The organism is Verrucosispora sp. TAA-831, assembly GCF_050780145.1.
In the GTDB taxonomy this organism is placed as follows: Bacteria; Actinomycetota; Actinomycetes; order Mycobacteriales; family Micromonosporaceae; genus Micromonospora.
Genome location: NZ_CP192240.1, coordinates 236,354 through 261,067 on the forward strand (window position 1 = coordinate 236,354; position 24,714 = coordinate 261,067).

Annotated in this window: 21 protein-coding genes; 19 read left to right on the forward strand and 2 right to left on the reverse strand. The window is 70.4% G+C overall.

The window, feature by feature from the left end; all coding sequences use genetic code 11:
* The first annotated feature begins 50 nt into the window (after positions 1–50).
* From ACQVFL_RS01105 to ACQVFL_RS01190, 18 genes are all read left to right on the forward strand, one after another.
* A complete protein-coding gene (locus ACQVFL_RS01105) occupies positions 51–758 on the forward strand; it encodes a demethylmenaquinone methyltransferase (protein ID WP_396692089.1) in 708 nt (235 codons plus the stop codon).
* A 76-nt stretch (positions 759–834) separates the two neighbouring features.
* On the forward strand, positions 835–1,041 hold the full coding sequence (locus ACQVFL_RS01110; protein WP_396692090.1) for a hypothetical protein: 207 nt from the start codon (positions 835–837) through the stop codon (positions 1,039–1,041).
* Positions 1,042–1,209: 168 nt separating this feature from the next.
* Positions 1,210–2,484: a geranylgeranyl reductase family protein gene (locus ACQVFL_RS01115; protein WP_396692091.1), complete on the forward strand. Its 1,275-nt coding sequence runs from the start codon at positions 1,210–1,212 to the stop codon at positions 2,482–2,484.
* Positions 2,485–2,593: 109 nt separating this feature from the next.
* Positions 2,594–2,959 (forward strand): NADH-quinone oxidoreductase subunit A, encoded by a 366-nt coding sequence (locus tag ACQVFL_RS01120; protein WP_350697428.1) that lies wholly within the window; start codon positions 2,594–2,596, stop codon positions 2,957–2,959.
* Between the two features lie 13 nt (positions 2,960–2,972).
* Positions 2,973–3,650 carry a NuoB/complex I 20 kDa subunit family protein gene (locus ACQVFL_RS01125; RefSeq protein WP_093404021.1) on the forward strand — a complete coding sequence of 226 codons (678 nt, stop codon included), beginning with the start codon at positions 2,973–2,975 and terminating at the stop codon, positions 3,648–3,650.
* Entirely contained in the window at positions 3,647–4,378 is a 732-nt protein-coding gene (locus ACQVFL_RS01130; RefSeq protein WP_396692092.1) for an NADH-quinone oxidoreductase subunit C, read from the forward strand. Before ACQVFL_RS01125 ends, ACQVFL_RS01130 begins: the two co-directional genes overlap by 4 nt.
* The gene (locus tag ACQVFL_RS01135) at positions 4,375–5,700 is read left to right on the forward strand and encodes an NADH-quinone oxidoreductase subunit D (protein WP_396692093.1); all 1,326 of its coding nucleotides are present in this window, start codon (positions 4,375–4,377) and stop codon (positions 5,698–5,700) included. The genes ACQVFL_RS01130 and ACQVFL_RS01135 overlap by 4 nt, the downstream gene beginning before the upstream one ends.
* On the forward strand, positions 5,697–6,743 hold the full coding sequence (gene nuoE / locus ACQVFL_RS01140) for an NADH-quinone oxidoreductase subunit NuoE (protein ID WP_396692094.1): 1,047 nt from the start codon (positions 5,697–5,699) through the stop codon (positions 6,741–6,743). Before ACQVFL_RS01135 ends, nuoE begins: the two co-directional genes overlap by 4 nt.
* Positions 6,740–8,056: an NADH-quinone oxidoreductase subunit NuoF gene (nuoF, locus tag ACQVFL_RS01145; protein ID WP_431728380.1), complete on the forward strand. Its 1,317-nt coding sequence runs from the start codon at positions 6,740–6,742 to the stop codon at positions 8,054–8,056. Before nuoE ends, nuoF begins: the two co-directional genes overlap by 4 nt.
* A 58-nt stretch (positions 8,057–8,114) precedes the next feature.
* Complete coding sequence (locus tag ACQVFL_RS01150) at positions 8,115–10,646, forward strand: NADH-quinone oxidoreductase subunit G (RefSeq protein WP_431728381.1); 2,532 nt, start codon at positions 8,115–8,117, stop codon at positions 10,644–10,646.
* Positions 10,647–10,707: 61 nt separating this feature from the next.
* Entirely contained in the window at positions 10,708–12,060 is a 1,353-nt protein-coding gene (gene nuoH, locus ACQVFL_RS01155; protein WP_396692097.1) for an NADH-quinone oxidoreductase subunit NuoH, read from the forward strand.
* 1 nt (position 12,061) lies between these two features.
* Positions 12,062–12,703 carry an NADH-quinone oxidoreductase subunit NuoI gene (nuoI, locus tag ACQVFL_RS01160; protein WP_431728382.1) on the forward strand — a complete coding sequence of 214 codons (642 nt, stop codon included), beginning with the start codon at positions 12,062–12,064 and terminating at the stop codon, positions 12,701–12,703.
* On the forward strand, positions 12,700–13,467 hold the full coding sequence (locus ACQVFL_RS01165; RefSeq protein ID WP_396692099.1) for an NADH-quinone oxidoreductase subunit J: 768 nt from the start codon (positions 12,700–12,702) through the stop codon (positions 13,465–13,467). Before nuoI ends, ACQVFL_RS01165 begins: the two co-directional genes overlap by 4 nt.
* Complete coding sequence (gene nuoK, locus ACQVFL_RS01170; RefSeq protein ID WP_013731028.1) at positions 13,464–13,781, forward strand: NADH-quinone oxidoreductase subunit NuoK; 318 nt, start codon at positions 13,464–13,466, stop codon at positions 13,779–13,781. The genes ACQVFL_RS01165 and nuoK overlap by 4 nt, the downstream gene beginning before the upstream one ends.
* Positions 13,782–13,793: 12 nt before the next feature.
* Positions 13,794–15,752 (forward strand): NADH-quinone oxidoreductase subunit L, encoded by a 1,959-nt coding sequence (nuoL, locus tag ACQVFL_RS01175; RefSeq protein WP_396692100.1) that lies wholly within the window; start codon positions 13,794–13,796, stop codon positions 15,750–15,752.
* A 79-nt stretch (positions 15,753–15,831) separates the two neighbouring features.
* Positions 15,832–17,364 carry an NADH-quinone oxidoreductase subunit M gene (locus ACQVFL_RS01180; protein WP_396692101.1) on the forward strand — a complete coding sequence of 511 codons (1,533 nt, stop codon included), beginning with the start codon at positions 15,832–15,834 and terminating at the stop codon, positions 17,362–17,364.
* A gap of 52 nt (positions 17,365–17,416) precedes the next feature.
* Positions 17,417–18,967 (forward strand): NADH-quinone oxidoreductase subunit NuoN, encoded by a 1,551-nt coding sequence (nuoN, locus tag ACQVFL_RS01185; RefSeq protein ID WP_396692102.1) that lies wholly within the window; start codon positions 17,417–17,419, stop codon positions 18,965–18,967.
* Between the two features lie 103 nt (positions 18,968–19,070).
* On the forward strand, positions 19,071–20,141 hold the full coding sequence (locus tag ACQVFL_RS01190; RefSeq protein WP_396692103.1) for a polyprenyl synthetase family protein: 1,071 nt from the start codon (positions 19,071–19,073) through the stop codon (positions 20,139–20,141).
* Positions 20,142–20,173: 32 nt separating this feature from the next.
* Here ACQVFL_RS01190 and ACQVFL_RS01195 read toward each other — a convergent pair whose 3' ends face one another.
* The gene (locus ACQVFL_RS01195; protein ID WP_431728383.1) at positions 20,174–21,361 is read right to left on the reverse strand and encodes an MFS transporter; all 1,188 of its coding nucleotides are present in this window, start codon (positions 21,359–21,361) and stop codon (positions 20,174–20,176) included.
* Between the two features lie 154 nt (positions 21,362–21,515).
* On the opposite strand from ACQVFL_RS01195, the gene ACQVFL_RS01200 reads away from it, so the two are divergent.
* Positions 21,516–22,298, forward strand: coding sequence for an IclR family transcriptional regulator (locus ACQVFL_RS01200; RefSeq protein ID WP_396692105.1), 783 nt, complete (start codon positions 21,516–21,518; stop codon positions 22,296–22,298).
* A 117-nt stretch (positions 22,299–22,415) separates the two neighbouring features.
* Here the strand turns inward: ACQVFL_RS01200 and ACQVFL_RS01205 are convergent, their stop codons facing one another.
* Positions 22,416–24,539 (reverse strand): PhoX family protein, encoded by a 2,124-nt coding sequence (locus tag ACQVFL_RS01205; protein WP_431728384.1) that lies wholly within the window; start codon positions 24,537–24,539, stop codon positions 22,416–22,418.
* Between the last annotated feature and the right edge of the window lie 175 nt (positions 24,540–24,714).

Below are 24,714 nucleotides of genomic sequence, written 5' to 3' on the forward strand. Positions count from 1 at the left end.
CGGCGACCCTGGCGGTGAGCGGTGAGGGGTCGGGCTGGCAGAGTGGAGGGGTGAGCACCCCGCAGGGCCAGCGCGCCAGCCTGGACAAGCAGCCGCACGAGGTCGCCGCGATGTTCGACGGGGTCGCGGCCCGCTACGACCTGACCAACACCGTCCTCTCCTTCGGGCAGGACCGGTTCTGGCGGCGGGCCACCCGGGCCGCCCTGGACCTGCGTCCCGGCGACCGGGTGCTGGACGTGGGTGCGGGCACCGGGGTCTCGACCGAGGAACTGTCCCGCTCCGGGGCGTACGCGGTCGGCGCGGACCTGTCGCTGGGCATGCTGTACGCGGGCAAGCGGGTCCGTCCACAGGTGCCGTTGCTGGCCGGTGACGCGCTCCGGCTGCCCTTCGCCGACGCGAGTTTCGACGCGGTGACCATCTCCTTCGCGCTGCGCAACGTCAGCGACACCGATGCGGCGCTGCGTGAACTGGCGCGGGTCACCCGGCCGGGCGGCCGGTTGGTGGTGTGCGAGTTCAGCACCCCGGTCAACCCGGCCTTCCGCACCGTGTACCTGTCGTACCTGATGCGGTCGCTGCCGGCGGTGGCGCGCACGGTGTCCAGCAACCCGGACGCCTACGTCTACCTGGCCGAGTCGATCCGGGCCTGGCCGGACCAGCCGGCGTTGGCCGCGCGGGTGGGTGCGGCCGGGTGGGGCAAGGTGGCGTGGCGGAATCTGAGCGGCGGCATCGTGGCGCTGCATCGGGCTATCCGGGATTGACCCGGCTTGTCCATTTCTCGTCACCATTTAGGTGAATTGGGCTATTTAGCAATGTCTGCCGTTTAGGCTGGCTCGCATGACGGATGCGAGGCACCTGGCCACCGATGATGCCGCCGAGCTGGTCGACCAGCTCAGGGATCTGGCCGGTGCGGATCCGGCGGACGTGCGTCAGGTGGTGTCCGAGGTGCTGGCCGCGCTGGACCGGGCTGCCGGTGGCGCGTTGCGCGAGCACCTGCCGGAGACGATCCGCGCGGGTCTGGACGCCGCCAGCCCCACCGCATAGGGCTGCTCCGATGCCCCGGACGGCATGACCGCAGCGTCCGGGAGTTCCGTCAGTGTCCTGTTTCCGTGATGTTAGGACGCCCTAACAAACCGAGCTTACGGCGTCGGTCATAGACTCGTCCCGGCTGGCTTGTGAAGCATTTCACGAGCACTCGGGGAGGAGGCGCGGATGACCGCGGTGGAGAACGACGCCGACGTGATCGTCGTGGGCGCCGGTCCCGGTGGGTCGGCGACCGCGTACCACCTGGCTCAGCACGGCGTACGCGTGTTGCTGCTGGAGAAGACCGAGTTCCCTCGGGAGAAGGTCTGCGGCGACGGGCTGACCCCGCGCGCGGTGCGGCAGTTGATCCGGATGGGTGTGGACACCTCACCCGAGGCCGGTTGGCTGCACAACCGGGGTCTGCGGGTGATCGGCGGCGGCGTCCGGCTCGAACTGGACTGGCCCGACCTGGCCAGCTTCCCGAACTACGGCCTGGTCCGCACCCGGCTCGACTTCGACGACCTGCTCGTCCAGCGGGCCGTGTCCGCCGGGGCGACGCTGCGCACCAACGTCACCGTGACCGGCCCGGTGCTCGACGGCAACGGCCGGGTGATCGGGGTGGAGGCCGAGGACGGCCCGGACAAGGCCCCGGCCACCTTCCACGCGCCGCTGGTGGTCGCCGCCGACGGCGTCTCCGGCCGCTTCCCGCTCGCCCTCGGGCTGGCCAAGCGCGAGGACCGCCCGATCGGCGTGGCGGTCCGCCGCTACTACCGTTCCGAGGCCCGGCACGACGACGACTACCTGGAGTCCTGGCTGGAGCTGCGGGCCAAGGGCACCGGTGCCCTACTGCCCGGGTACGGCTGGATCTTCGGTCTCGGCGACGGCCGGGTCAACGTCGGCCTCGGCATCCTCAACTCCTCGTCGGCCTTCGGCAAGACCAACTACCGGCGGTTGCTCACCGACTGGCTGGCGAACACGCCGCCGGAGTGGGGGATGGCCGACGAGACCAACGCCGAGGGTTCGATCCTCGGCGCGGCGCTGCCGATGGGCTTCAACCGGGTGCCGCACTACACCCGGGGAGTCATGCTCGTCGGTGACTCCGGCGGCATGGTGAACCCGTTCAACGGCGAGGGCATCGCGTACGCCATGGAGTCCGGCGAACTGGCCGCGGAGGTCGCGGTGCAGGCGCTGGCCCGCCCGGTCGGAGCCGAGCGGGAGCGGGCACTGATGGCGTACCCGCAGGAGTTGAAGACCCGGTTCGGCGGCTACTACCGCCTGGGCGGGGTCTTCGTGAAGCTGATCGGCCGGCCCGAGATCATGCGCGTGGCGACCAAGCACGGCATGCCCCACCCGACCCTGATGCGCTTCGTGCTCAAGCTGCTGGCCAACCTCACCGACCCCCGTGGCGGTGACGCGATGGACCGGGTGATCAATGCGATGACCCGGGTCGCGCCCGCCGTGTAGGGGCGCGGACCAGGCAGGTCGACCCCCCGCCGACGGTCGCCGGGTGGGATGTGAATAGTGTGAATTTCGCCAACGAACGAGGGCAGGGAAGGACGAGCAGGAGAAGAAGATGTCGCTCTCGCCTTACGTACCCATCATTGGGCTCTTCGCCCTCGCCGCGGCCTTCGCGCTGTTCTCGATAGGCGCCGCCCGCTTCGCCGGACCCCGGCGATACAACAAGGCCAAGCTCGAAGCCTACGAATGTGGGATCGAGCCCAGCCCGCAGCCGATCGGCGGCAGCCGGTTCCCGGTCAAGTTCTATCTGACGGCGATGCTCTTCATCGTCTTCGACGTGGAAATGATCTTCCTTTACCCGTGGGCCGTCTCCTTCGACCTCCTGCCGGTGTTCGGATTCGTCGCCATGTTGATTTTCATCGGTGCGGTCTTCGTCGCGTACGCCTACGAGTGGCGGCGCGGCGGTCTGGACTGGGACTGAGGGAGGAACGGCAATGGGTATCGAGGAGAAACTTCCCGCCGGCGTCCTGCTCACCTCGGTGGAGAAGCTCGTCAACTGGTCGCGCAAGTCGTCGGTCTGGGGTGCCACCTTCGGCCTGGCCTGCTGCGCGATCGAGATGATGGCCGCCGGTGGTCCGCACTACGACATGGGCCGGTGGGGCATGGAGGTCTTCCGGGCCTCGCCCCGGCAGGCCGACCTGATGATCGTCGCCGGTCGGGTCAGCCAGAAGATGGCTCCGGTGCTGCGCCAGATCTACGACCAGATGGCCGAGCCCCGCTGGGTGCTCTCCATGGGCGTCTGCGCCAGCAGCGGCGGCATGTTCAACAACTACGCCATCGTGCAGGGCGTGGACCACGTCGTGCCGGTCGACATGTACCTGCCGGGCTGCCCGCCCCGGCCGGAGATGCTCATCGACGCGATCCTCAAGCTGCGCGAGAAGATCGGCCACGAGCCGCTGGGCCCGAACGGTCGCAAGATGCTGGCGGCCCGCGAGGCGCGCGGTGACGTGCCGGTGGTGCCGTACGGCTCGATGCCGTCGTCGTACCGCAGCGACAAGGCCCGCCGCGCCGAGTGGACGAAGGCCGTCCGCGAGGGCCGCGAGGAGCAGTTGCGGATCGAGAACTGGATGAAGGCCCAGAACCACCTCCACCCGTACGGGGGGATCAAGTGACTGACGACAAGCGGACCGAGGGCGTCGTACCGGTTCCGGTGACGCCGGCCGGGTCGACCAGCGGTGCGCCCGCCGAGTTCCCGCCGGCCGCGCCCGCCGGTCGGGGCATGTTCGGCAACCAGGGCACCGGTGACGTCTCCGGCTTCGGCGGTCTGGTCCGCCCGCGCCCGCAGCTCGCGGACTCGCCCCGGCCGTTCGGTGGCTACTTCGACGAGGTGTACGACGCGCTGGAGGAGGCGTACCCGGCCTTCGGCGACGCGATCGAGAACGTGGTCGTCGACCGGGGTGAACTGACCCTGCACATCCGCCCGGAGCGGATCGCCGAGGTCTGCCAGGTGATGCGGGACGACGCGGGGCTGCGCTTCGAGCTGCTGTCGTCGCTCTCCGGTGTGGACTACCTCGGTGCCGACGAACGCCGGCTGCACGTGGTCTACCAGCTCACCTCGATGACCTACCGGCGACAGGTGCGGCTGGAGGCGGCCGTCTCCGCCGAGAACCCGCACCTGCCCAGCGTCACCTCGGTCTACCCGACGGCGGACTGGCAGGAGCGGGAGGCGTACGACATGTTCGGCGTCGTCTTCGACGGCCACCCGGCGCTGACCCGGATCCTCATGCCGGACGACTGGGAGGGCCACCCGCAGCGGAAGGACTACCCCCTCGGCGGCGTGCCCGTGGAGTACAAGGGCGCCGAGATCCCGCCGCCCGACAAGCGGAGGTCGTACCAATGAGCGCGTCCAACTACGCCACCGAACGCGAGACCACCGAGGGTCGGGTCTTCACCGTCACCGGCGGGGACTGGGACGATCTCGTCTCGGGAGTCGACCCGATCAACGAGGGTCGGATCGTCGTCAACATGGGTCCGCAGCACCCGTCCACGCACGGCGTGCTGCGGCTGGTCCTGGAGCTGGAGGGCGAGACGGTCCGGGAGGCCCGCTCGGTCGTCGGCTACCTGCACACCGGTATCGAGAAGAACCTGGAATACCGCAACTGGGTCCAGGGCTCAACGTTCGTGACCCGGATGGACTACCTCTCGCCGATCTTCAACGAGACGGCGTACTCGCTCGCGGTGGAGAAGCTGCTCGGCATCACCGACGACGTGACCGAGCGGGCCAACACCATCCGGGTGCTCATGATGGAGCTGAACCGGATCTCCTCGCACCTGGTCTGGGTCGCCACCACGGCGATGGAGCTTGGCGCGATCAACATGATGCTCTACGGCTTCCGCGAGCGCGAGTACATCCTGGAGATCTTCGAGCTCATCACCGGCCTGCGGATGAACCACGCGTACGTCCGGCCGGGCGGTGTCGCCCAGGACGTGCCGGACGAGGCGATCGTCAAGATCCGCGACTTCCTCAAGCTCCTGCCGAAGCGGCTCAAGGAGTACGAGGACCTGCTCTCCGGCCAGCCGATCTGGCTGGAGCGGACGAAGAACATCGCGGTGCTGGACGTGACCGGCTGTGTCGCACTCGGCGTCACCGGGCCGGTGCTGCGCTCCGCCGGGCTGGCCTGGGACCTGCGGAAGACCATGCCGTACTGCGGCTACGAGGACTACGAGTTCGACGTGCCGACGCACCCCGACGGCGACGTCTGGGGCCGGTACCTGGTCCGGATGGCCGAGATGCGCGAGTCGCTCAAGATCGTCGAGCAGGCGCTGGACCGGCTCAAGCCGGGACCGGTGATGGTCGCCGACAAGAAGATCGCGTGGCCGGCGCAACTGGCCATCGGCGTGGACGGCATGGGTAACTCGCTGGAGCACGTCGCCAAGATCATGGGGCAGTCGATGGAGTCCCTGATCCACCACTTCAAGCTGGTGACGGAGGGCTTCCGGGTGCCGCCGGGCCAGGTCTACGTCGGCATCGAGTCGCCGCGCGGAGAGCTGGGCGTGCATGCGGTCTCCGACGGTGGCACCCGGCCGTACCGGGTGCACTACCGGGAGCCGAGCTTCGTCAACCTCCAGGCCCTGCCGGCGATGGCCGAGGGCGGCCTGATCGCCGACGTGATCGCCGGCGGCGCCTCGCTGGACCCCGTCATGGGAGGTTGTGACCGGTGACCACGACTGTTTTCACGGACCAGACGCGGGCTCGGGCGCGGGAGATCATCGCCCGTTACCCGGCCGACCGGTCCCGTTCGGCCCTGCTACCCCTGCTGCACCTGGTGCAGTCCGAGGAGGGTTACGTCTCCCCGGCCGGAGTGGCGTTCTGCGCCGAGGTGCTCGGCCTGAACAAGGCCCAGGTCGGCGCCGTGGCCAGCTTCTACACCATGTACAAGCGTCGCCCCACCGGTGACTTCCTGGTCAGCGTCTGCACCAACACCATGTGCAACGTGCTCGGCGGCCAGGAGGTCTACGACGCCCTCACCGAGCACCTGGGCGTCGGGCACGACGAGACCACCGAGGACGGCTCCATCACCCTCGAACACGCCGAGTGTCTGGCCGCCTGTGACTACGGCCCGGTGATGACGGTCAACTACGACTTCTTCGACGGTGTCGACCCGCAGAGCGCGGTGGGCCTGGTCGACGAACTGCGCGCCGGTGGGCGGCCCACGCCCAGCCGGGGCGCCCGCCTCTGCACGCTCAAGGAGATGTCGGTGCAGCTCGCCGGCTTCGCCGACGAGCGCGAGGGCGCGGTCGCCGACGGCGTACCGGGCGAGCCGAGCCTGCGCGGCCTGCGGCTGGCCGAGCAGCACGGCATCTCGGTGCCGGGCTTCGACCCGAACACCCCGATCCGCAGCGGCAAGGCCGGTGACAAGCCGGCCCCGGCCACCCCGGCCAAGGTCGCGCCGACCGGCACCACGGCACCCGACGTACCGGCTCCGGACCGCAAGTCGCCGCAGGTGCGTACCGCCGAGACCCGGCAGCCGGACGCCCGGACGGCCGTGCCGGACGCCCCCGGGACCAAGGCGCCGGTCGACGGGGCGGCGCCCACGTCGAGCGACGCCCGGGCGGCCGAGGCCGCCGGTGCGGCGGCCAACCGGCCCGCCGGAGACGGCAAGCCTGCCGGCGACGACGCCGAGGCTCAGGAGCGCAACCTCAGCGAGGCGGAGTCGTCCGGCGGTGGCCAGGGCTCCGCGAACGACAAGGGGGCTCAGAAGTGACCACGCCTCGGCCGGAGATCCTGGCCCTGCTGACGCCGGTACTCACCAAGCGCTGGCTGTCGCCGGACGCCTGGCGGATCGGCACCTACGAGAAGCTCGACGGGTACGCCGCACTGCGCAAGGCGCTCAAGGCGCACCCGGACGACCTGATCCAGCTCATCAAGGACTCCGGGCTGCGCGGTCGCGGCGGCGCCGGCTTCCCGACCGGGCTCAAGTGGGGCTTCATCCCGCAGGGCGACGGCAAGCCGCACTACCTCGTGGTCAACGCCGACGAGGGCGAGCCGGGCACCTGCAAGGACCTGCCGCTGATGACGCACGACCCGCACTCGCTGGTCGAGGGCGTGATCATCGCGTCGTACGCGATCCGGGCCAGCCGGGCCTACATCTACATCCGGGGCGAGGCCGTGCACGCGGCGCGCCGCCTGCGCAACGCGGTGAACGAGGCGTACGCCAAGGGCTACCTCGGGCGCGACATCCTCGGTTCCGGCTTCGACCTGGACCTGGTGGTGCACTCGGGCGCCGGGGCGTACATCTGCGGCGAGGAGACGGCGCTGCTGGACTCGCTGGAGGGCTTCCGGGGTCAGCCCCGGCTGCGCCCGCCGTTCCCGGCGACCCACGGCCTGTACGCCAGCCCCACCGTGGTCAACAACGTCGGCACCATCTCCAGCGTGCCGTACATCGTGCTCGGTGGCGCCGAGTGGTGGAAGACCATGGGCACGGAGAAGTCCTCCGGACCGATGATCTACTCGCTCTCCGGCCGGATCGCCAACCCCGGTCAGTTCGAGTGCTCGATGGGCATCACGCTGCGCGAGCTGCTGGAGCTGGCCGGTGGGATGCAGCCCGGGCACAACCTGAAGTTCTGGACGCCGGGCGGTTCGTCCACCCCGCTGCTCACCGCCGAGCACCTGGACGTGCCGCTGGACTTCGAGGGGGTGGCCGGCGCCGGATCGATTCTCGGCACCACGGCCACGCAGATCTTCTCCGACCAGGACTGCCCGGTCTACGCGACCTACCGCTGGCTGGAGTTCTATCACCACGAGTCGTGCGGCAAGTGCACCCCGTGCCGGGAGGGCAACTACTGGATGGTCCGGGTCTACCGGCGCATCCTGGCCGGCCAGGGCACCCACGACGATCTGGACACCCTGCTGGACACCTGCGACAACATCCTCGGCCGCTCGTTCTGCGGTCTGGGTGACGGTGCCACCAGCTCGGTGACCTCGTCGTTGAAGTACTTCAAGCAGGACTACCTCGACTACATCGAGGGACGGACCGCGCCGAAGTTGTCCGACAAGCAGTTGGTGGGAGCCCACTGATGCGAGTGCGAGGAGTGAGCGGAGCGAGCCCCGCAGCCGCGAGCGAAAGGCAAGCACAGTGACGGACGTAGCCAAGTCGACCGAGACGGTCACGCTGACCATCGACGGCGTCGAGGTCACCGCCCCGAAGGGGGCGCTGCTGATCCGCGTCGCCGAGCAGATCGGCACGGAGATCCCCCGCTTCTGCGACCACCCGCTGCTGGCGCCGGCCGGTGCCTGCCGCCAGTGCCTCGTCGAGGTGGAGGGGCAGCGCAAGCCGGTCGCCTCGTGCACCCAGACGGTGGCCGAGGGCATGGTCGTCCGTACCCAGCTCAGCTCCCCGGTCGCCAAGAAGGCGCAGGAGGGGATCATGGAGCTGCTCCTGGTCAACCACCCCCTCGACTGCCCGATGTGCGACAAGGGCGGCGAGTGCCCGCTGCAGAACCAGGCGATGTCGACCGGGCGTACCGACTCGCGGTTCCACGAGCACAAGCGGGAGTACCCGAAGCCGCTGCCGATCAGCACCCAGGTGCTGCTCGACCGCGAGCGGTGCGTGCTCTGCCAGCGCTGCACCCGGTTCTCCGAGGAGATCGCCGGTGACAAGTTCATCGACCTGATGAACCGGTCGTCCGCCGAGGAGATCAACATCTACCGGGACGAGGAGTACGGCGGTGGAGCGGAAGCGGACAATGCTGACTCCGCTGGCGCTCCGGCCGGCGCCGGCGATGTGCCGTTCAACTCGTACTTCTCCGGCAACACGGTGCAGATCTGCCCGGTCGGCGCGCTGACCGGCACCCAGTACCGCTTCCGGGCCCGCCCGTTCGACCTGGTCTCCAGCCCGAGCGTCTGCGAGCACTGCTCGGCCGGCTGCGCCCAGCGCACCGACTGGCGGCGCGGCAAGGTGATGCGTCGGCTGGCCGGCGACGACCCGCAGGTCAACGAGGAGTGGAACTGCGACAAGGGCCGGTGGGGCTTCCAGTACGCCCGCGCCACCGACCGGCTGACCACTCCGCTGGTCCGCGACGAGCGGACCGGCGAGCTGCGCGAGGCGTCCTGGAGCGAGGCGCTCAGCGTCGCCGCCGAGGGGCTGCGTGCGGCCCGGGACGGCGGTCAGGGTTCGGCGGTGCTCACCGGCGGCCGGCTGACCGTCGAGGACGCCTACGCGTACGCGAAGTTCGCCCGGATCGCGCTGCACACCAACGACATCGACTTCCGGGCCCGCCCGGCCTCCCGTGAGGAGGCCGAGTTCCTGGCCAGCAACGTCGCCGGCAGCACCGACGTCACGTACACCGACGTCGAGAACGCTCCCGCGGTGGTGCTGGTCGGCCTGGAGCCGGAGGAGGAGTGCCCGATCCTCTTCCTGCGGATGCGCAAGGCGTACCTCAAGAACAGGCTCAAGGTGTACGCGATCGCGCCGTTCGCCACCCGTGGCCTGGAGAAGCTCGGTGCCAAGCTGGCCCGGGTGGTGCCGGGTGAGGAGGCCGGGGTGCTCGCTGAGCACGCCACGGTCACCGAGGCGCTGAGCGCCCCGGGTGCGATCCTGGTCGTCGGCGAGCGACTCGCCTCGGTGCCCGGCGGACTCTCCGCCGCCGCCGAGGTGGCCGCGCGTACCGGTGCGAAGCTGGCCTGGGTGCCGCGTCGCGCCGGTGACCGGGGCGCCGTCGACACCGGCTGCCTGCCCAACCTGCTGCCCGGTGGCCGGCTGGTCACCGAGCCGACCGCGCGGGCCGAACTGGGCGAGGCGTGGGACATCCCGGCCGGGGTGATCCCGAGCCAGGCCGGGCGGGACACCGACGGCATCCTCGCCGCCGCCGCCGCGGGCCAGCTCGGCGCGCTGGTGGTGGCCGGCGTCGACCCGGCCGACCTGGCCGACCCGCGCCTGGCCGAGCAGGCCCTCGACGCGGTGCCGTTCCTGGTCAGCCTGGAGTTGCGGGCCAGCGCGGTGACCCGCCGGGCGAACGTCGTCCTGCCGGTCGCCCCGGTGGTCGAGAAGGCCGGCAGCTTCCTGGACTGGGAGGGCCGCCTGCGCCCGTTCGACGCGGTACTGACCACCGCGGCGATGACCGACGGTCGGGTGCTCGACGCGCTCGCCGCCCAGCTCGACGTGCGGCTGGGCACCGGGGACGTGCTCTCCGTGCGGCGCGAGCTGGGTAGCCTGCCGGCGACCCGGGTGGAGCGTCCGGCCGCCCCGAGCGTCGAGCCGGGCACGGTCCGGGACCTCGCGCCCGGCGAGGCGATCCTGGCGACCTGGCACCAACTGCTCGACCTGGGCAGCCTCATCGACGGTGACGAGCACCTGGGCGGCACCGCCCGCCCGCCGGTGGTCCGGCTGGGCAAGGGCAGCGCGGAGGCGCTCGGCATCGCCGACGGCGACCCGGTGACGGTGGGGACCGACCGGGGGGCGCTGACCCTCCCGGCGGCCATCACCGAGATGCCGGACGGCGTGGTCTGGCTGCCCACCAACTCGCCCGGCGCGACGGTACGGCGCAGCCTGGGCGCGACCTCCGGTTCGGTGGTCCGGGTCTCCGTACCCGGTACGGCCGAGCCGGTCGCCGCCGACGCGGCCGGCCGTTCGGGCCCGCTGCTCAACTCCGTCGGGGGTAACCAGTGAGTGCGAGGAGTGAACGAGCGGAGCGAGTGAGCCCCGCAGTCGGGAACGAAAGGTGGGCCCAGTGAGTCACTCGCTCCTCGCCCAGGCGCCGTCGCTGACCGACTTCGGTCACGACCCGTGGTGGCTGGTGCTCGGCAAGATCGTCTTTGCCTTCCTCGTCGCCCTGCTCGGCACGCTGCTGGGCGTTTGGTTCGAGCGGCGAGTGGTGGGGCGGATGGCGGTCCGGCCCGGCCCGAACCAGCTCGGCCCGTTCGGTCTGTTGCAGACGCTCGCCGACGGCCTGAAGATGGCCTTCAAGGAGGACATCCTCCCCAAGTCGGCGGACAAGGTCATCTACTTCTTCGCGCCGGCCATCTCGGTGATCTGCGCGGTCACCGCGCTGTCGGTGATCCCCTTCGGCCCGATGGTCAGCATCTTCGGCCACCAGACGCCGTTGCAGGTCACCGACGTGCCGGTGGCGGTGCTGGTGGTGCTCGCACTCTCCTCGCTGGCGGTCTACGGCATCGTGCTCGCGGGCTGGGCCTCCGGCTCGACCTACCCGCTGCTCGGTGGTCTGCGCTCCACCGCCCAGCTCATCTCGTACGAGGTGTCGCTGGGGCTGTCCATCGTGGCGGTCTTCATGCTCGCCGGCACGATGTCCACCTCGGAGATCGTGGCCGCGCAGGGTACCGGCACGCAGGTGAACCTCTTCGGCTTCGACGTCTCGGCGCCCGGCTGGTACGCGCTGCTGCTGTTCCCGAGCTTCATCGTCTTCTTCATCTCCATCGTCGGCGAGACGAACCGGCCGCCGTTCGACCTGCCGGAGGCGGAGTCGGAGCTGGTGGCCGGCTTCATGACCGAGTACAGCTCGCTGAAGTTCGCGCTGATCATGCTCAGCGAGTACGTGGCGATGGTGACCATGTCGGCCTTCACCGTCACCCTCTTCCTGGGCGGCTGGTACGCGCCGTGGCCGATCAGCCTCTGGTCGGGGGCCAACTCCGGCTGGTGGCCGCTGCTCTGGTTCTTCGGCAAGGTCATCCTGTTGGTGTTCGTCTTCGTCTGGCTGCGGGGCACGCTGCCCCGGCTGCGTTACGACCAGCTCATGCGACTCGGCTGGAAGGTGCTGATCCCGATCAGCCTGGTCTGGATCGTGGTCCTGGGCTGGTACCGCACCATCGGCGACTGGGACACCACGGGTCGCCTGTGGGCCATCGGCATCCCGGCCGGGATCGTGCTGCTGGCCGCGATGTTCTGGCCGAGCCGTAAGCCGCAGCCGAAGGCGACCGTCGCCGAGCAGGTCGAGAACCGGCCGCAGGGCAGCTTCCCGCTGCCGCCAATGGATCTGCAGGTACCCCCGAGCCCGCGTACCCGGCGCATGGTCGCCGAGCGGGAGCCGGCCAACGTTCCCGCCGGCCAGGACTCTGAGGAGGTGTGACGTGGGCGCGATCACCGGAACGTTCAAGGGCTTCGGGGTCACCTTCTCGCACATGTTCAAGAAGGTCGTCACCACCGACTACCCCTTCACCCCGCCGAAGCCGGCGCCGCGCTACCACGGCCGGCACATCCTCAACCGGCACCCGGACGGCCTGGAGAAGTGCATCGGCTGTGAGCTGTGTGCCTGGGCCTGCCCGGCGGACGCGATCTTCGTCGAGGGTGGCGACAACACCGACGAGCAGCGCTTCTCGCCGGGTGAGCGGTACGCCAGCAACTACCAGATCAACTACGCCCGCTGCATCTTCTGCGGGCTGTGCATCGAGGCGTGCCCGACCCGCTCGTTGACCATGAGCAACGAGTACGAGCTGGCCCGGGACAACCGGCAGGACCTGATCTTCACCAAGGAGCAGCTTCTCGCGCCGCTGCTGCCGGGGATGGAGCAGCCGCCGCACCCGATGCGTCTGGGCGACAGCGAGAAGGACTACTACGTCGGCAGCCTGACCAACCCGGGCACCTCGGCCGGTGCCGAGCGCTCGCCGATGGGACCGGGGCGGTACCAGGTGGACGAGCACCCGGGCGTCACCTTCCCCGGTGCCCAGCAGGCCGCCCAGCGCGCCGCGGCGGACAAGGGAGAGACGGCATGACCACCTCGACGGTGCTCGCCGCGGGTGCGGTCTCCGGCGGCGAGGCGGTGGCCTTCTGGATCCTCGCCCCGCTGGCTCTGGCCGGCGCGATCGGCATGGTGGCGGCGCGCAACGCGGTGCACTCGGCGCTCTGGCTGGTGCTCACCATGCTCAGCCTGGGCGTGTTCTACGTGCTCCAGGCCGGACCGTTTATCGGCATGGTGCAGATCATCGTCTACACCGGCGCGATCATGATGCTCTTCCTGTTCGTGCTGATGCTGGTCGGCCGGGACGCCTCGGACTCACTGATCGAAGTGCTGCGGGGTCAGCGGATCGCCGCGATCGGGCTGGGCGTCGGCTTCGCCGCCCTGCTCGGCAGCGGGGTCTACCGGGCCACCCAGGGCACCGAGGCGGTGGGCCTGGAGGCCGCCAACGCGGGCGGCAACGTGCAGGGCATCGCCCGGTTGCTCTTCACCGACTACATCTTCGCCTTCGAGCTGACCGCCGCGCTGCTGATCACCGCCACCATCGGCGGCATGATCCTGGCGCACATCGAGCGGCGCAAGGAGGACAGGCGCGACCAGGTGGCCACCATGAAGGCCCGCTTCGCGCCGGGCAACTACCCCGGTCCGAAGCCCGGCCCGGGTGTCTTCGCCACCTCCTCGTCGGTGGCCACCCCGGCCCGTCTGCCGGACGGCCGGCTGAGCGACCGGAGCACGCCGGACATCCTTCCGGTGCGTGAGCTGGCCGCCGAGGAGACCACCCTGAAGGGCACTGAGAAGTGAGTGACTTCTTCTCCGTCGAACCGAACTACTACCTCGTCCTCGCCGCGGTGCTGTTCACCATCGGCGCGGCCGGGGTGCTGGTCCGGCGCAACGCGATCGTGCTGTTCATGTGCGTCGAGCTGATGCTCAACGCGGCCAACCTGGCGCTGGTCACCTTCAGCCGGATGAACGGTGACCTGAACGGCCAGATCATGGCGTTCTTCGTGATGGTGGTGGCGGCGGCCGAGGTCGTGGTCGGGTTGGCCATCATCATGGCGATCTTCCGCACCCGGCGCTCCGCCAGCGTCGACGACGCCAACCTGTTGAAGTACTAGAGGGGCCCACCGGTGGACGAAATTGTGACGTACGCCCAGGCTGCTCCGGCCGAGACCGTCTCGTACGCGACGGCCGACGGGCTGCTGAGCAGCGTCTGGCTGCTGGTGGCGATCCCGCTGGTCAGCGCGATGGTCCTGCTGCTGCTCGGCCGGCGCGCCGACCGGTGGGGGCACTGGCTCGGCGTGGCCGCCGTGGGTGCCGCCTTCCTGCTCGGTCTGACCTACTTCTTCAACCTGCGCGGGTTGGAGAACAAGTCCGTCGAACTGAGCCTCTGGGACTTCATCGCGGTCGGCAACCTGAACGTCGACTTCGGCCTGCTGTTCGATCCGCTGGCCGGGGTCTTCGTCCTGCTGATCACCGGCGTGGGCTTCCTGATCCACCTGTACGCGGTCGAGTACATGGCGCACGACCCGGGTCGGCGGCGGTTCTTCGCCTACTTCAACCTGTTCGTCGCGGCCATGCTGCTGCTGGTCCTCGGCAACAACTACGTGATGCTCTACTTCGGCTGGGAGGGCGTCGGTCTGGCGTCGTACCTGCTGATCTCCTTCTGGAACACCAAGCCGGCCGCGGCCACCGCCGGCAAGAAGGCGTTCCTGATGAACCGGGTCGGCGACGCCGGACTGGCCATCGCCATCTTCATCATGTTCGCCACCCTGGGCACCACCCAGTACGACGAGGTGTTCAACGGGGTCGGCGCGCTGGCCGGGAGCACCGTGCTGGTGCTCGGCGTACTCCTGCTGCTCGGCGCGGCCGGCAAGTCCGGTCAGTTCCCGCTCCAGGCGTGGTTGCCGGACGCGATGGAGGGCCCGACCCCGGTGTCGGCGCTCATCCACGCCGCGACGATGGTCACCGCCGGTGTCTACCTGATCGCCCGGTCCAACATCATCTTCTCGGCCAACGCCACGCTGCAACTGGTGGTGGTCAGCGTCGGTGCGCTGACGCTGCTGATCGGCGCGATCATCGGCTGCGCCAAGGACGACATCAAGCGGGTGCTGGCCTGGTCGACGGTGAGCCAGATCGGCTACATGTTCCTCGGTGTCGGCCTGGGTGGCGCGGCGTACGCGCTGGCCATCGTGCACCTGCTGGCGCACGGCTTCTTCAAGGCCAACATGTTCCTCGGCGCGGGCTCGGTCATGCACGGCATGTCCGACCAGGTGGACATCCGCCGCTTCGGCGGCCTGTCGAAGTACATGAAGATCACCTGGATCACCTTCGGCGCGGGCTGGCTGGCGATCATCGGCATGTTCCCGTTCTCCGGCTACTTCTCCAAGGAGCCGATCATCGCCGCCGCCTTCGAGCGGGACGACTGGACGGCCTGGCTGTTCGGCGGGGCGGCGGTGCTCGGTGCCGCGCTGACCGCGTTCTACATGACGCGGCTGTTCGTGCTGACCTTCCACGGCCCCAAGCGCTGGACCACGGACATCGAGCACCCGCACGAGTCCCCGCCGCTGATGACCATCCCGCTGATCCTGCTCGGTATCGGCTCGATCGGTGCGGGTTGGCTGCTGGCCACCTCCGTACCGGACTGGCTGACCGCCACCGCCGGTCTCGGCGCGGCCGAGGCGCACCACGACGCGGTGCTGCCGCACTGGGCGATCGTGGTGCTGTCGCTGGGCGTGACCGTGCTCGGTGCCGGGCTGGCCTGGTTCCTGTTCCGCAACGGCACGGCCAACGAGCCGCAGCCGGCCGGTGTGCTGGTCACCGCCGCCCGCAAGAACCTCTACACCGACGCGGTGAACGAGGCGGTCTTCGAGAAGCCCGGCATCTTCCTCACCCGGGCGCTCGTCTACCTGGACAACCGGGGCATCGACGGTCTGGTCAACGGGCTGGCGGCCGGTGTCGGCGGCGGTTCGGGTCGACTGCGGCGGCTACAGACCGGCTTCGTCCGGTCGTACGCCACCTCGATCCTCACCGGCGCGCTGCTGGTCGTGGCCGCCTTCCTGGCCGTACAGGCGGGGTGGTTCGCGTGATCGACCCCATCCGGGCGACAGCTTCTCAGGCGGCCGTCGCCGGCGGACCGCGCATCGACGACGGAGGTAAGGCCGCATAATGTCCGACTTCCCGTTCCTCTCGGTGCTCACCGTGGCGCCGCTGGTCGGCGCAGTGGTGGTCGCCCTCTTGCCGCGCAGCCGGCCGACGCTGGCCAAGCAGGTCGCACTCGGCTGGTCGCTGCTGGTGCTGGCGCTCTCCGTGGTCATGTGGGTGACCTGGCAGGTCGACGGCGACCGGTTCCAGTTCCGCGAGTCGTACCCGTGGATCCCGAACTGGGGCGTGAACTTCACGTTCGCGGCCGACGGCATCGCGCTGGTCATGCTGATGCTGATCGCGGTGCTGGTGCCGCTGGTGATCCTGGCCTCCTGGCACGACGCCGAGTCCTCGAAGCGCTCGGTGCCGGTCTACTTCGCGCTGCTGCTGGTCCTCGAATGCACGATGCTCGGCGTCTTCGCCGCCGCCGACGTCTTCCTGTTCTACGTGTTCTTCGAGGTCATGCTGGTGCCGATGTACTTCCTGATCGGCAGCTACGGCGGCCACCAGCGGCAGTACGCGGCGGTCAAGTTCTTCCTCTACTCCCTGGTCGGCGGTCTGTTCATGCTGGCCGCGGTGATCGGCCTCTGGGTGGTCGGCGGCAAGACCTTCGACTGGGTGGCGCTGTCGCAGGTGGACATCTCCACCGGTGCCGAGCGCTGGCTGTTCCTCGGCTTCTTCGTCGCGTTCGCGATCAAGGCGCCGTTCTTCCCGTTCCACACCTGGCTGCCCGACGCCGGTGGCGCGGCCCCGGCCGGTGCCGCCGCGCTGCTCGTCGGCGTGCTGGACAAGGTCGGCACGTTCGGCATCATCCGGTACTGTCTGCCGCTGTTCCCGGACGCCGCCCAGTGGTTCGCGCCGTGGGCGCTGGGCCTCGCGGTGATCGGCATCATCTACGCCGCCCTGCTGGCGGTGGGGCAGAACGACCTCAAGCGGCTGGTGTCGTACACGTCGATCGCGCACTTCGGCTTCATCGGCGTGGGTCTGTTCGCCTTCACCACCCAGGCCGGTACCGGTGCCGTGCTGTACATGGTGAACCACGGCCTCGCCACCGGCCTGCTCTTCCTGGTGGTCGGCATGCTGGTCGCGCGCCGGGGCTCGGCGCTGGTCAGCGACTTCGGTGGCGCCGGCAAGCTGGTGCCGGTGCTGGCCGGGGTGCTGTTCTTCGCCGGTCTCGCCTCGCTGGCGCTGCCCGGCACCGCGCCGTTCGTCTCCGAGTTCCTGGTGCTGATCGGCACCTTCACGGTGAACAAGCCGGTCGCGGTGATCGCCACGCTGGGCATCATCCTGGCGGCGGCGTACGTGCTGTGGATGGTGCAGCGGACCACGCAGGGCACGCTCAATCCCGCGCTGACCGAGATCGACGCGATGAAGCGCGACCTCAACCTGCGTGAGAAGGTCGTCGTCGCTCCGCTGATCGCGCTGATCGTGGTGCTCGGCTTCTATCCGAAGCCGGTCACCGACGTGATCAACCCGGCGGTGCAGGCGACCATGGAGGACGTCGGTCGGACCGACCCGGCCCCGACGGCAGGCAACGTCCAGGAGGCCAGCCGGTGAGCGCGAGGAGTGAGCTCGCGAGCCCCGCAGTCGCGAACGAAAGGTTGACTCGGTGAACGAGTTCGTACTGCCGCCGATCGACTACGCGGCACTCGCGCCGATCCTGATCATGATGGGCGCGGCAGTGCTGGGGGTGCTGGTCGAGGCGTTCGTGCCGCGCCGGTTGCGGCACCCCGTCCAGCTTCCGCTGGCCCTGCTGGCGGTGCTCGCCGCGCTGACCATGGTGGTGTTCAACGCCGACAAGCGGGTGATCACCATCGGGGTGATCGCGATCGACGGGCCGACGCTGTTCCTCCAGGGCGCGATCCTGGCCCTGGCCGGCGTGGCGCTGCTGCTGATGGGCGAGCGGTCGGTGGAGCGGGGCGGCGCGTTCGTCGCCCAGGCCGCGATCACCGCCGACTCGCCGGAGGACCGGCGGCAGGCCGCCAACTCCGGTGGTGCCGGTGAGGTCTACCCGCTGACCACGTTCGCCATCGGCGGCATGCTGATCTTCGTGGCGGCGAACGACCTGCTGACCATGTTCATCGCGCTCGAGGTCTTCTCGCTGCCGCTCTACCTGCTCTGCGCGCTGGCCCGTCGGCGACGCATCCTGAGCCAGGAAGCGGCGATGAAGTACTTCCTGCTGGGCGCGTACGCCTCGGCGTTCTTCCTGTTCGGTGTGGCGCTGCTGTACGGCTTCAGCGCCGGTCTGGGCGACCGTCAGGCGGGCGTCGACTTCGCCACCCTCAACGCCGCCGTGGCCAACTCGACGGCCAGCCCGGTGCTGCTCTTCGCCGGTATGGCGCTGGTCGCCATCGGCCTGCTGTTCAAGGCCGCCGCCGCGCCGTTCCACGTCTGGACGCCCGACGTCTACCAGGGTGCCCCGACTCCGGTGACCGGTTTCATGGCGGCCTGCACGAAGGTCGCCGCGTTCGGCGCCCTGCTGCGGGTGTTCCACGTCGCCTTCGAGGGCGCACGCTGGGACTTCACTCCGGTGCTCGGCACGGTGGCGGTGCTCACCATGCTGGTCGGCGCGGTGCTCGCGGTCACCCAGACCGACATCAAGCGCCTGCTGGCGTACTCCTCCATCGCCAACGCCGGTTATCTGCTGGTCGGCGTGCTGGCTCCGGGCCGGGAGGGGCTGTCCGGCACGATGTTCTATCTGGTGGCGTACGGCTTCACCGTGCTGGCCGCGTTCGCCGTGGTGACCCTGGTCCGGGACGCCGACGGCGAGGCCACGCACCTGTCCCGTTGGGCCGGGCTGGGCCGCCGCTCGCCGGGGTACGCCTCGGTCTTCACCTTCATCCTGCTCGCCTTCGCGGGTATCCCGCTCACCAGCGGCTTCACCAGCAAGTTCGCCGTCTTCGCCCCGGCGCTCGACGGCGGTCAGGTGTGGCTGGTGATCGCCGGTGTGCTGACCAGCATGGTGCTCGCCTTCCCGTACCTGCGGGTCGTGGTGATGATGTGGCTCTCCGAGCCGGGTGACGCGACCCCGACCGTCACGGTGCCGGGGGCGATGACCTCGGCGGCGCTGGTGATCGGCGTACTCGCGACCCTGGTCCTCGGCGTCGCGCCGGGTGCGCTGCTCGACCTGACCACCGGCGCCGCGGACTTCATCCGGTAGCGGCGTCACCTTCCGTTTCGGGGGCCGGTCCACGGGTGTGGGCCGGCCCCCGCCGCGCCTCCCCGGTCCGCTGCAGGTAGAGCCCGTGTGGCATGGTGGAGGAGTGGTGATTAGGGGTGGCGAGCGTTCAGGTGTCACCGGCTCCGGTGGCCGCCGGAGCCGGCACGCGGGCCAGTTCGGCCCGCTCGGTCTGCATCTCGCCGACCCACACACCGAGGCGTCCGTGCTGGGCCTGCTGGAGACGATCGAGGTCGAGCTGCGGGCCAGTGTGGCCAGCGCCGATCCGTTCGTGACCGAGGCCGCCCGACACCTGGTGGAAGCGGGCGGAAAGCGTTTCCGGCCGCTTCTGGTGGCGCTGGGCGCACAGTTCGGCGAGCCCGCCCGGCCGGAGGTCGTCTCGGCCGCCGTGGTGGTGGAGTTGACCCACCTGGCCACGCTCTACCACGACGACGTGATGGACGAGGCCGCGGTGCGCCGGGGTGCGCCGAGCGCCAACTCCCGCTGGACGAACTCGGTCGCCATCCTGGTCGGTGACTACCTCTTCGCGCGGGCCGCGGACGTCGCCGCCGAGCTGGGTCCCGAGGCGGTACGCCTCCAGGCGCGTACCTTCGCCCGCCTGGTGCACGGCCAGATCGCCGAGACGGTGGGCCCCCGGGCCGACGCCGACCCGGTGCAGCACTACCTGGACGTGATCGCCGAGAAGACCGGTTCGCTGATCGCCACCAGCGCCCACTTCGGCGCGCTGTTCAGCGGCACCGGCCCGGAGCACGTGTCGGCGCTGGCCGGGTACGGTGAGACGATCGGTGTCGCCTTCCAGCTCTCCGACGACCTGCTGGACATCGCCAGCGAGTCGGAGGAGTCCGGCAAGACGCCCGGCACCGACCTGCGGGAGGGTGTGCCGACCCTGCCGGTGCTCTACGCCCTCGCCTCGGACGATTCGGACGCCGCCTCGGTCCGGCTGCGGGAGATCCTGGCGACCGGCCCGCTGACCGACGACGCCCTGCACACCGAGGCGCTCGGACTGCTCCGGGAGAGCCCCGCGCTCAAGCGGGCCCGGGAGACGGTCCGCAGCTACGCCGAGGACGCGCGGGCCCGGCTCGCGCCGCTGCCGGACGTGCCGGCGCGTCGCGCCCTCGAATCGCTCTGCGACCACATCGCCGACCGCACGAGCTGACCAGCACTCCCTGTTGTCCTCCGGGCGTGCGGTCAGGCTGACGCGGGCCGGGCGGACAGCATCCGGGTGGCGGTGAGCATGAGTACGGCCGCGGTGAGCATGGCGGCGGCTGCGGTGAGCCACATCGCCGGGTAACCGGCGGCGGCGGCGAGCGGCCCGAGGGCCAGTGGGCCGACGCAGCCGCCCGCGTACACCCCGGTCTGGGTGATGGAGGTGGCGGCGGCCGGTGCCTGGGGGTGCAGCCGGACCACGGCGAAGTTCATCAGTCCCGGCCAGGACCAGCCCAGGCCGAAGCCGAGCAGGACACCGACCACCAGTGCCCCGGAGCCGGCCACCGCGAGCAGGCCCAGCCCCAGCGCGCCGACCGCCAGCAGGCCGGCGATCACGGTGACGTGTCCGCCGGTCCGCCGGTCGGCCAGCCAGCCGATGCCGATCCGCGCGGCGACGCAGACCGCGCTGCCGAGGGTCAGCATGAGTCCGGCGAGGGCGGGACCGTGTCCCCGGTCCACGGAGGCGTCCACCAGGAAGGTGCCCAGCGCGTTCGCCGCGCCGGCCGCGAGCGTCGCGGCCACGCCGATCACGACCAGCCCGACGGTCGCACTCCCGGCCGGCCGGTCCGACCGCTGGACCGGTTGCGGCCCGTGTGACGGTACGAGCGGCAGGGTGGCCAGCGCGGCACCGGCGGCCGCCACGAACGCCCAGCGCCAGCCGACGGTGAGCGCGAGCGTGGGGACCGCCGCGCCGGCCAGCAGGGTGGAGACCGGGATGGCCGCCTGCTTGACGCCGAACGACAGACCCTGTCGCCGGGTGGGTACGTGCCGGGCCAGCAGCAGGTTGCTGGAGAGTTGGCCCAGCGCGTTCGCGGTACCGGCGACGGCCAGCAGGACGAGCAGCATCGGGTACGAGCGGGCCAGCACCGCCACGGCGAGCAGTGAGCCGGCGGAGATCAGGATGCCGGCCCGGGCGACCACGCCACCGCCCCAGCGTTCCACGAGTGCGCCGGAGGGAACCGAGGCGAGTGCGCCGACGCCGAAGTAGACGGCCACGGCGATGCCCAGCCCGGCCGGGTTGAAGCCCAACTCCTCGCGCATCTGCACGGCGAGGCCGCCGACCAGGAAGACCGGCAGGACACAGGCGATGGTGACGGCCACGGCGGTGGTGGCGGCCCGGACGGGGCGGGTGGCGGTCTCCGGGGCGCGGGACGGGGCGGTGTGGGTCATGGTGGGGCCAACCTACGCCTGCCGCATTCTGGCAACGGAAAGTGCGGTCAGTGTCACATCGGGTATCCGACGAACGGTGATCCTCCACCCGATCAGGCGTTTCGCGGCGGGCTCCTTTTTCATATGGTGTAAGTCCCCGGTGGCGGAGGTGGTTGTGCGTGACCCCCTGGCGGAACCTTCGGATCTGATCCGAAGCGTCTCCCGCGCACTTCGAGTGCTCGAGTCGGTCGGCCGTGCCCCGCGTGGGCTGACGGTGAAGCAGATCGCCCGGCGATGCGAGCTGACCGTGGCCACGACGTACCACCTGGTCCGCACACTGGCGTACGAGGGTTACGTGATTCGCCGGGAGGACGGCACGTACATCGTGGGGCTGGAGGTGGCCGACCGCTACCGCGAGCTGGTCGCCGCGTTCCGGGGCTCGCCCGCCGTGGGGGAGAACCTGCGTCGCGCGGCCATCGAGACCGGGTGGAGCCACTATCTCGGCCGCTTCGTGGGTGGCCAGGTCGCCATCACCGCCGTCGCGGAGGGGAACCGTTCGCCGTACCTGGAGGATCTCGTTCCCGGGTTCGACGAGGGGGCGCACGCGACCGCGCTGGGCAAGGCGCTGCTCGCCACGCTCACCGCCGAACAGCGGCACCGCTACCTGCGGGAGTACGGCATGCGGCCGTTCACCAGCGCCACCCTGACCACGCCGGAGGCGTTCGAGGCCGACCTGGCGGCCGGCGAGCGGCGCGGGATGCAGCTCGAACTGGGCCAGTTCCGGCAGGGGGTGGCCTGCGCGGCCGTCCTGGTCACCCCCGACAAGGACATGGAACGACGGACGGTGCTGGCCTGCGCGCTGCCGGCCAGCGAGATGATGACCTCCGCCCGGGTGGTCCGCACGAAGCTGATCGCCACCGCCCGCGCGATCGCCGACTGCCTGGCCGCCGAGAACTGACCGGAGCCGACCGAGCCGCCGAGGGCTGACCCGCGAGGGTTGACCCGGCGCGAGACGGCCCCCTTCCTGGTGGGAAGAGGGCCGTCGGGAAGCGGCCGGCACGGAGCCGGGGCGGGGTCAGCTACCGACCGGTCCGCCGTCCAGCCGCCAGGTCACCACCACGCCCGGTTTGGCGTAGTCGCCGTCCGGCCAGGTGGAGGCCGGGTTGTCGACGGAGGCGCCGGTGACCTCGCCCGGGTGCTGGACGGCGACGAAGAGCGAGCGGTTGTCGCCGGTGATGAACGGCCCGCAGGTCTCCGCACCGCGCGGCACGGTGAGGAACTGCTTGAGGTGGCCCCGCTCCGGCCCGTCGGTCGGGGTGGCGAAGAGGCCGTCGTTGCTGCCCAGGGCGTTGCCGTCGGTGGAGATCCAGAGGTTGCCGGTGGCGTCGAAGGCCACGTTGTCCGGGCAGGAGATCGGCGACACCTTGGTCTTGTCGTACCCGGAGAAGTAGGTCGACGGGTCCGCCGGGTCGCCGCAGACGATCGGCAGCGACCAGGTGAAGGTCTCGGCGGTGTTGTCGCCCCGGTGCTCGACCAGCTCCAGGATCTGCCCGTGCCTGTTGTTGCTGCGCGGGTTGGCCTCGTCCGGCCCGGGGTTGCTGCCGACACCCCGGTTGGTGTTGTTGGTCAACGCCACGTAGACCTTGCCGGTGAGCAGGCTCGGCTCGACGTCCTCCGGGCGGTCCATCTTGGTGGCGCCGACCTTGTCACCGGCGAAGCGGGTGAAGGTGAGCACCTCGGCGGCGGTCATCCCGTCCACGAAGGAACGGTTGCCGCTGACCAGCTTGATCCAACGGCCCCTGCCGTCGAAGGCGCCGTCCGAGGGCAGCCGGCCGGACCCGTCGATCTCGTCGGCGCTGGTCTGGTCGAGCCGGGCGACATAGAGCGTGCCGGACTCCAGCAGCGTCAGGTTGTGCTTGCGGGCGACCCAGGAGTCGCCCCTGATGAACTTGCGGTCCGAGACGAACTTGTACAGGTAGTCGAAGCGCTCGTCGTCGCCCATGTACGCGACCACGTGTCCGCTGCGGGCCACGATCACGTTCGCGCCCTCGTGCTTGAATCGGCCCAGCGCGGTGTGCTTGCGGGGGCGGCTGGCCGGGTCGTACGGGTCGATCTCCACGATCCAGCCGTGTCGGTTCGCCTCGTTCGGGTGCTTGGCCAGGTCGAACCGGTCGGCGGCGCGGTCCCATTTGCGGTTGCCGCTGGGGTAGCGGGTGGTGGTGTTGATGCCGTACCGGGCCAGTCGGGGCTTGTCGGCCGCCGGGGCGGCGTCACCGCCGACGAAGTACTGGTTGAAGTTCTCCTCACCGGAGAGCACGGTGCCCCACGGGGTCACCCCTCCGGCGCAGTTGTTCAACGTGCCGACCACCGTACGTCCCCTGGGGTCGGCGGCGGTCTTCACGAAGGCCGACCCGGCGGCCGGGCCGGTCAGCTCGAAGGTGCTGCTCAACGCGTCGACCCGCCGGTTGTACGGGCGGCGGCCCGAGGTGACCGCGCGCCACTGCCCGGTGCCGGCGACCCGCTCGATCTCCACCACCGACATGCCGTGCGCGGCCATCGACACCTTCACCTGCTCGGCGGTGAGCGCGTCGAGGCTGGTGAAGCCGGGGAACATCAGGTCCTCGTTGGTGTACTCGTGGTTGACCACGAGCAGGGCCCGCCGTCCGCCCTTGTCCAGCGGCAGCACACCGACGAAGTCGTTGTTGTAGCCGAACTGGCGGGCCTGCGCGGCGGCCGTCTGCCGGCGCAGGTCGAAGGCGGGCGCGCCGGGCAGCACCGGGTCACCCCAGCGGATCACCACCGCGTGGTCGTAGCCGTTCGGCACCACGAAGCTGTCCAGCGTGTTCGGCGGGATCGGCGAGAAGGTCAGCGCTCCGCTGCCGACGCCCCGGCCGCCCGGGGCGAAGGTGGTGGCCTCGGGCACCACCGGGGAGCCGGGTGCCGCAGCGGCGGCAGCGCCGCCGGCCAGTGCCCCGGCGCCACCGCCGAAGCCGAGCACCAGCGCACCGACCGCCCCGGCGCGGACCAGGCCCCGGCGGGAGACCTCGGCGTCGACCAGGTCGCCGAGGTAGGTGTTGTCGGAGGTGTTGGGCACCGGGTGGTCGCAGGCGTTGCCGCAGCGGTAGAGACAGGTCATGGCGTCGCGGCTGCCGTGGCGGGGAGTGCCCAGCAGCGGGAGCAGCCGGGGACGGTCGCTCATGGGAGGAGCCTCCTGAGGGTCACGCGCCGGTGCAGCTCACCGACGGGTACCCGCCGGACGCTAGGAGGGCGTGGTGAGCGGTGGTCGGCCTCGATGTGAACCGGCGATGAACTCCCCGTCGGGAATCCCAGGTCGCGCACACGGTGAACTGTTCGGCGTGACCGCACGTATCCCT

Bases quoted from the DNA above. Each gene is read 5' to 3' on its own strand.
- ACQVFL_RS01180 (WP_396692101.1), top strand. From the start codon at position 15,832: ATGTCCGACTTCCCGTTCCTCTCGGTGCTCACCGTGGCGCCGCTGGTC.
- ACQVFL_RS01120 (WP_350697428.1), top strand. From the start codon at position 2,594: ATGTCGCTCTCGCCTTACGTACCCATCATTGGGCTCTTCGCCCTCGCC.
- ACQVFL_RS01135 (WP_396692093.1), top strand. From the start codon at position 4,375: ATGAGCGCGTCCAACTACGCCACCGAACGCGAGACCACCGAGGGTCGG.
- ACQVFL_RS01195 (WP_431728383.1), bottom strand. From the start codon at position 21,361: ATGACCCACACCGCCCCGTCCCGCGCCCCGGAGACCGCCACCCGCCCC.
- ACQVFL_RS01165 (WP_396692099.1), top strand. From the start codon at position 12,700: ATGACCACCTCGACGGTGCTCGCCGCGGGTGCGGTCTCCGGCGGCGAG.
- ACQVFL_RS01115 (WP_396692091.1), top strand. From the start codon at position 1,210: ATGACCGCGGTGGAGAACGACGCCGACGTGATCGTCGTGGGCGCCGGT.
- ACQVFL_RS01205 (WP_431728384.1), bottom strand. From the start codon at position 24,539: ATGAGCGACCGTCCCCGGCTGCTCCCGCTGCTGGGCACTCCCCGCCAC.
- ACQVFL_RS01110 (WP_396692090.1), top strand. From the start codon at position 835: ATGACGGATGCGAGGCACCTGGCCACCGATGATGCCGCCGAGCTGGTC.
- ACQVFL_RS01125 (WP_093404021.1), top strand. From the start codon at position 2,973: ATGGGTATCGAGGAGAAACTTCCCGCCGGCGTCCTGCTCACCTCGGTG.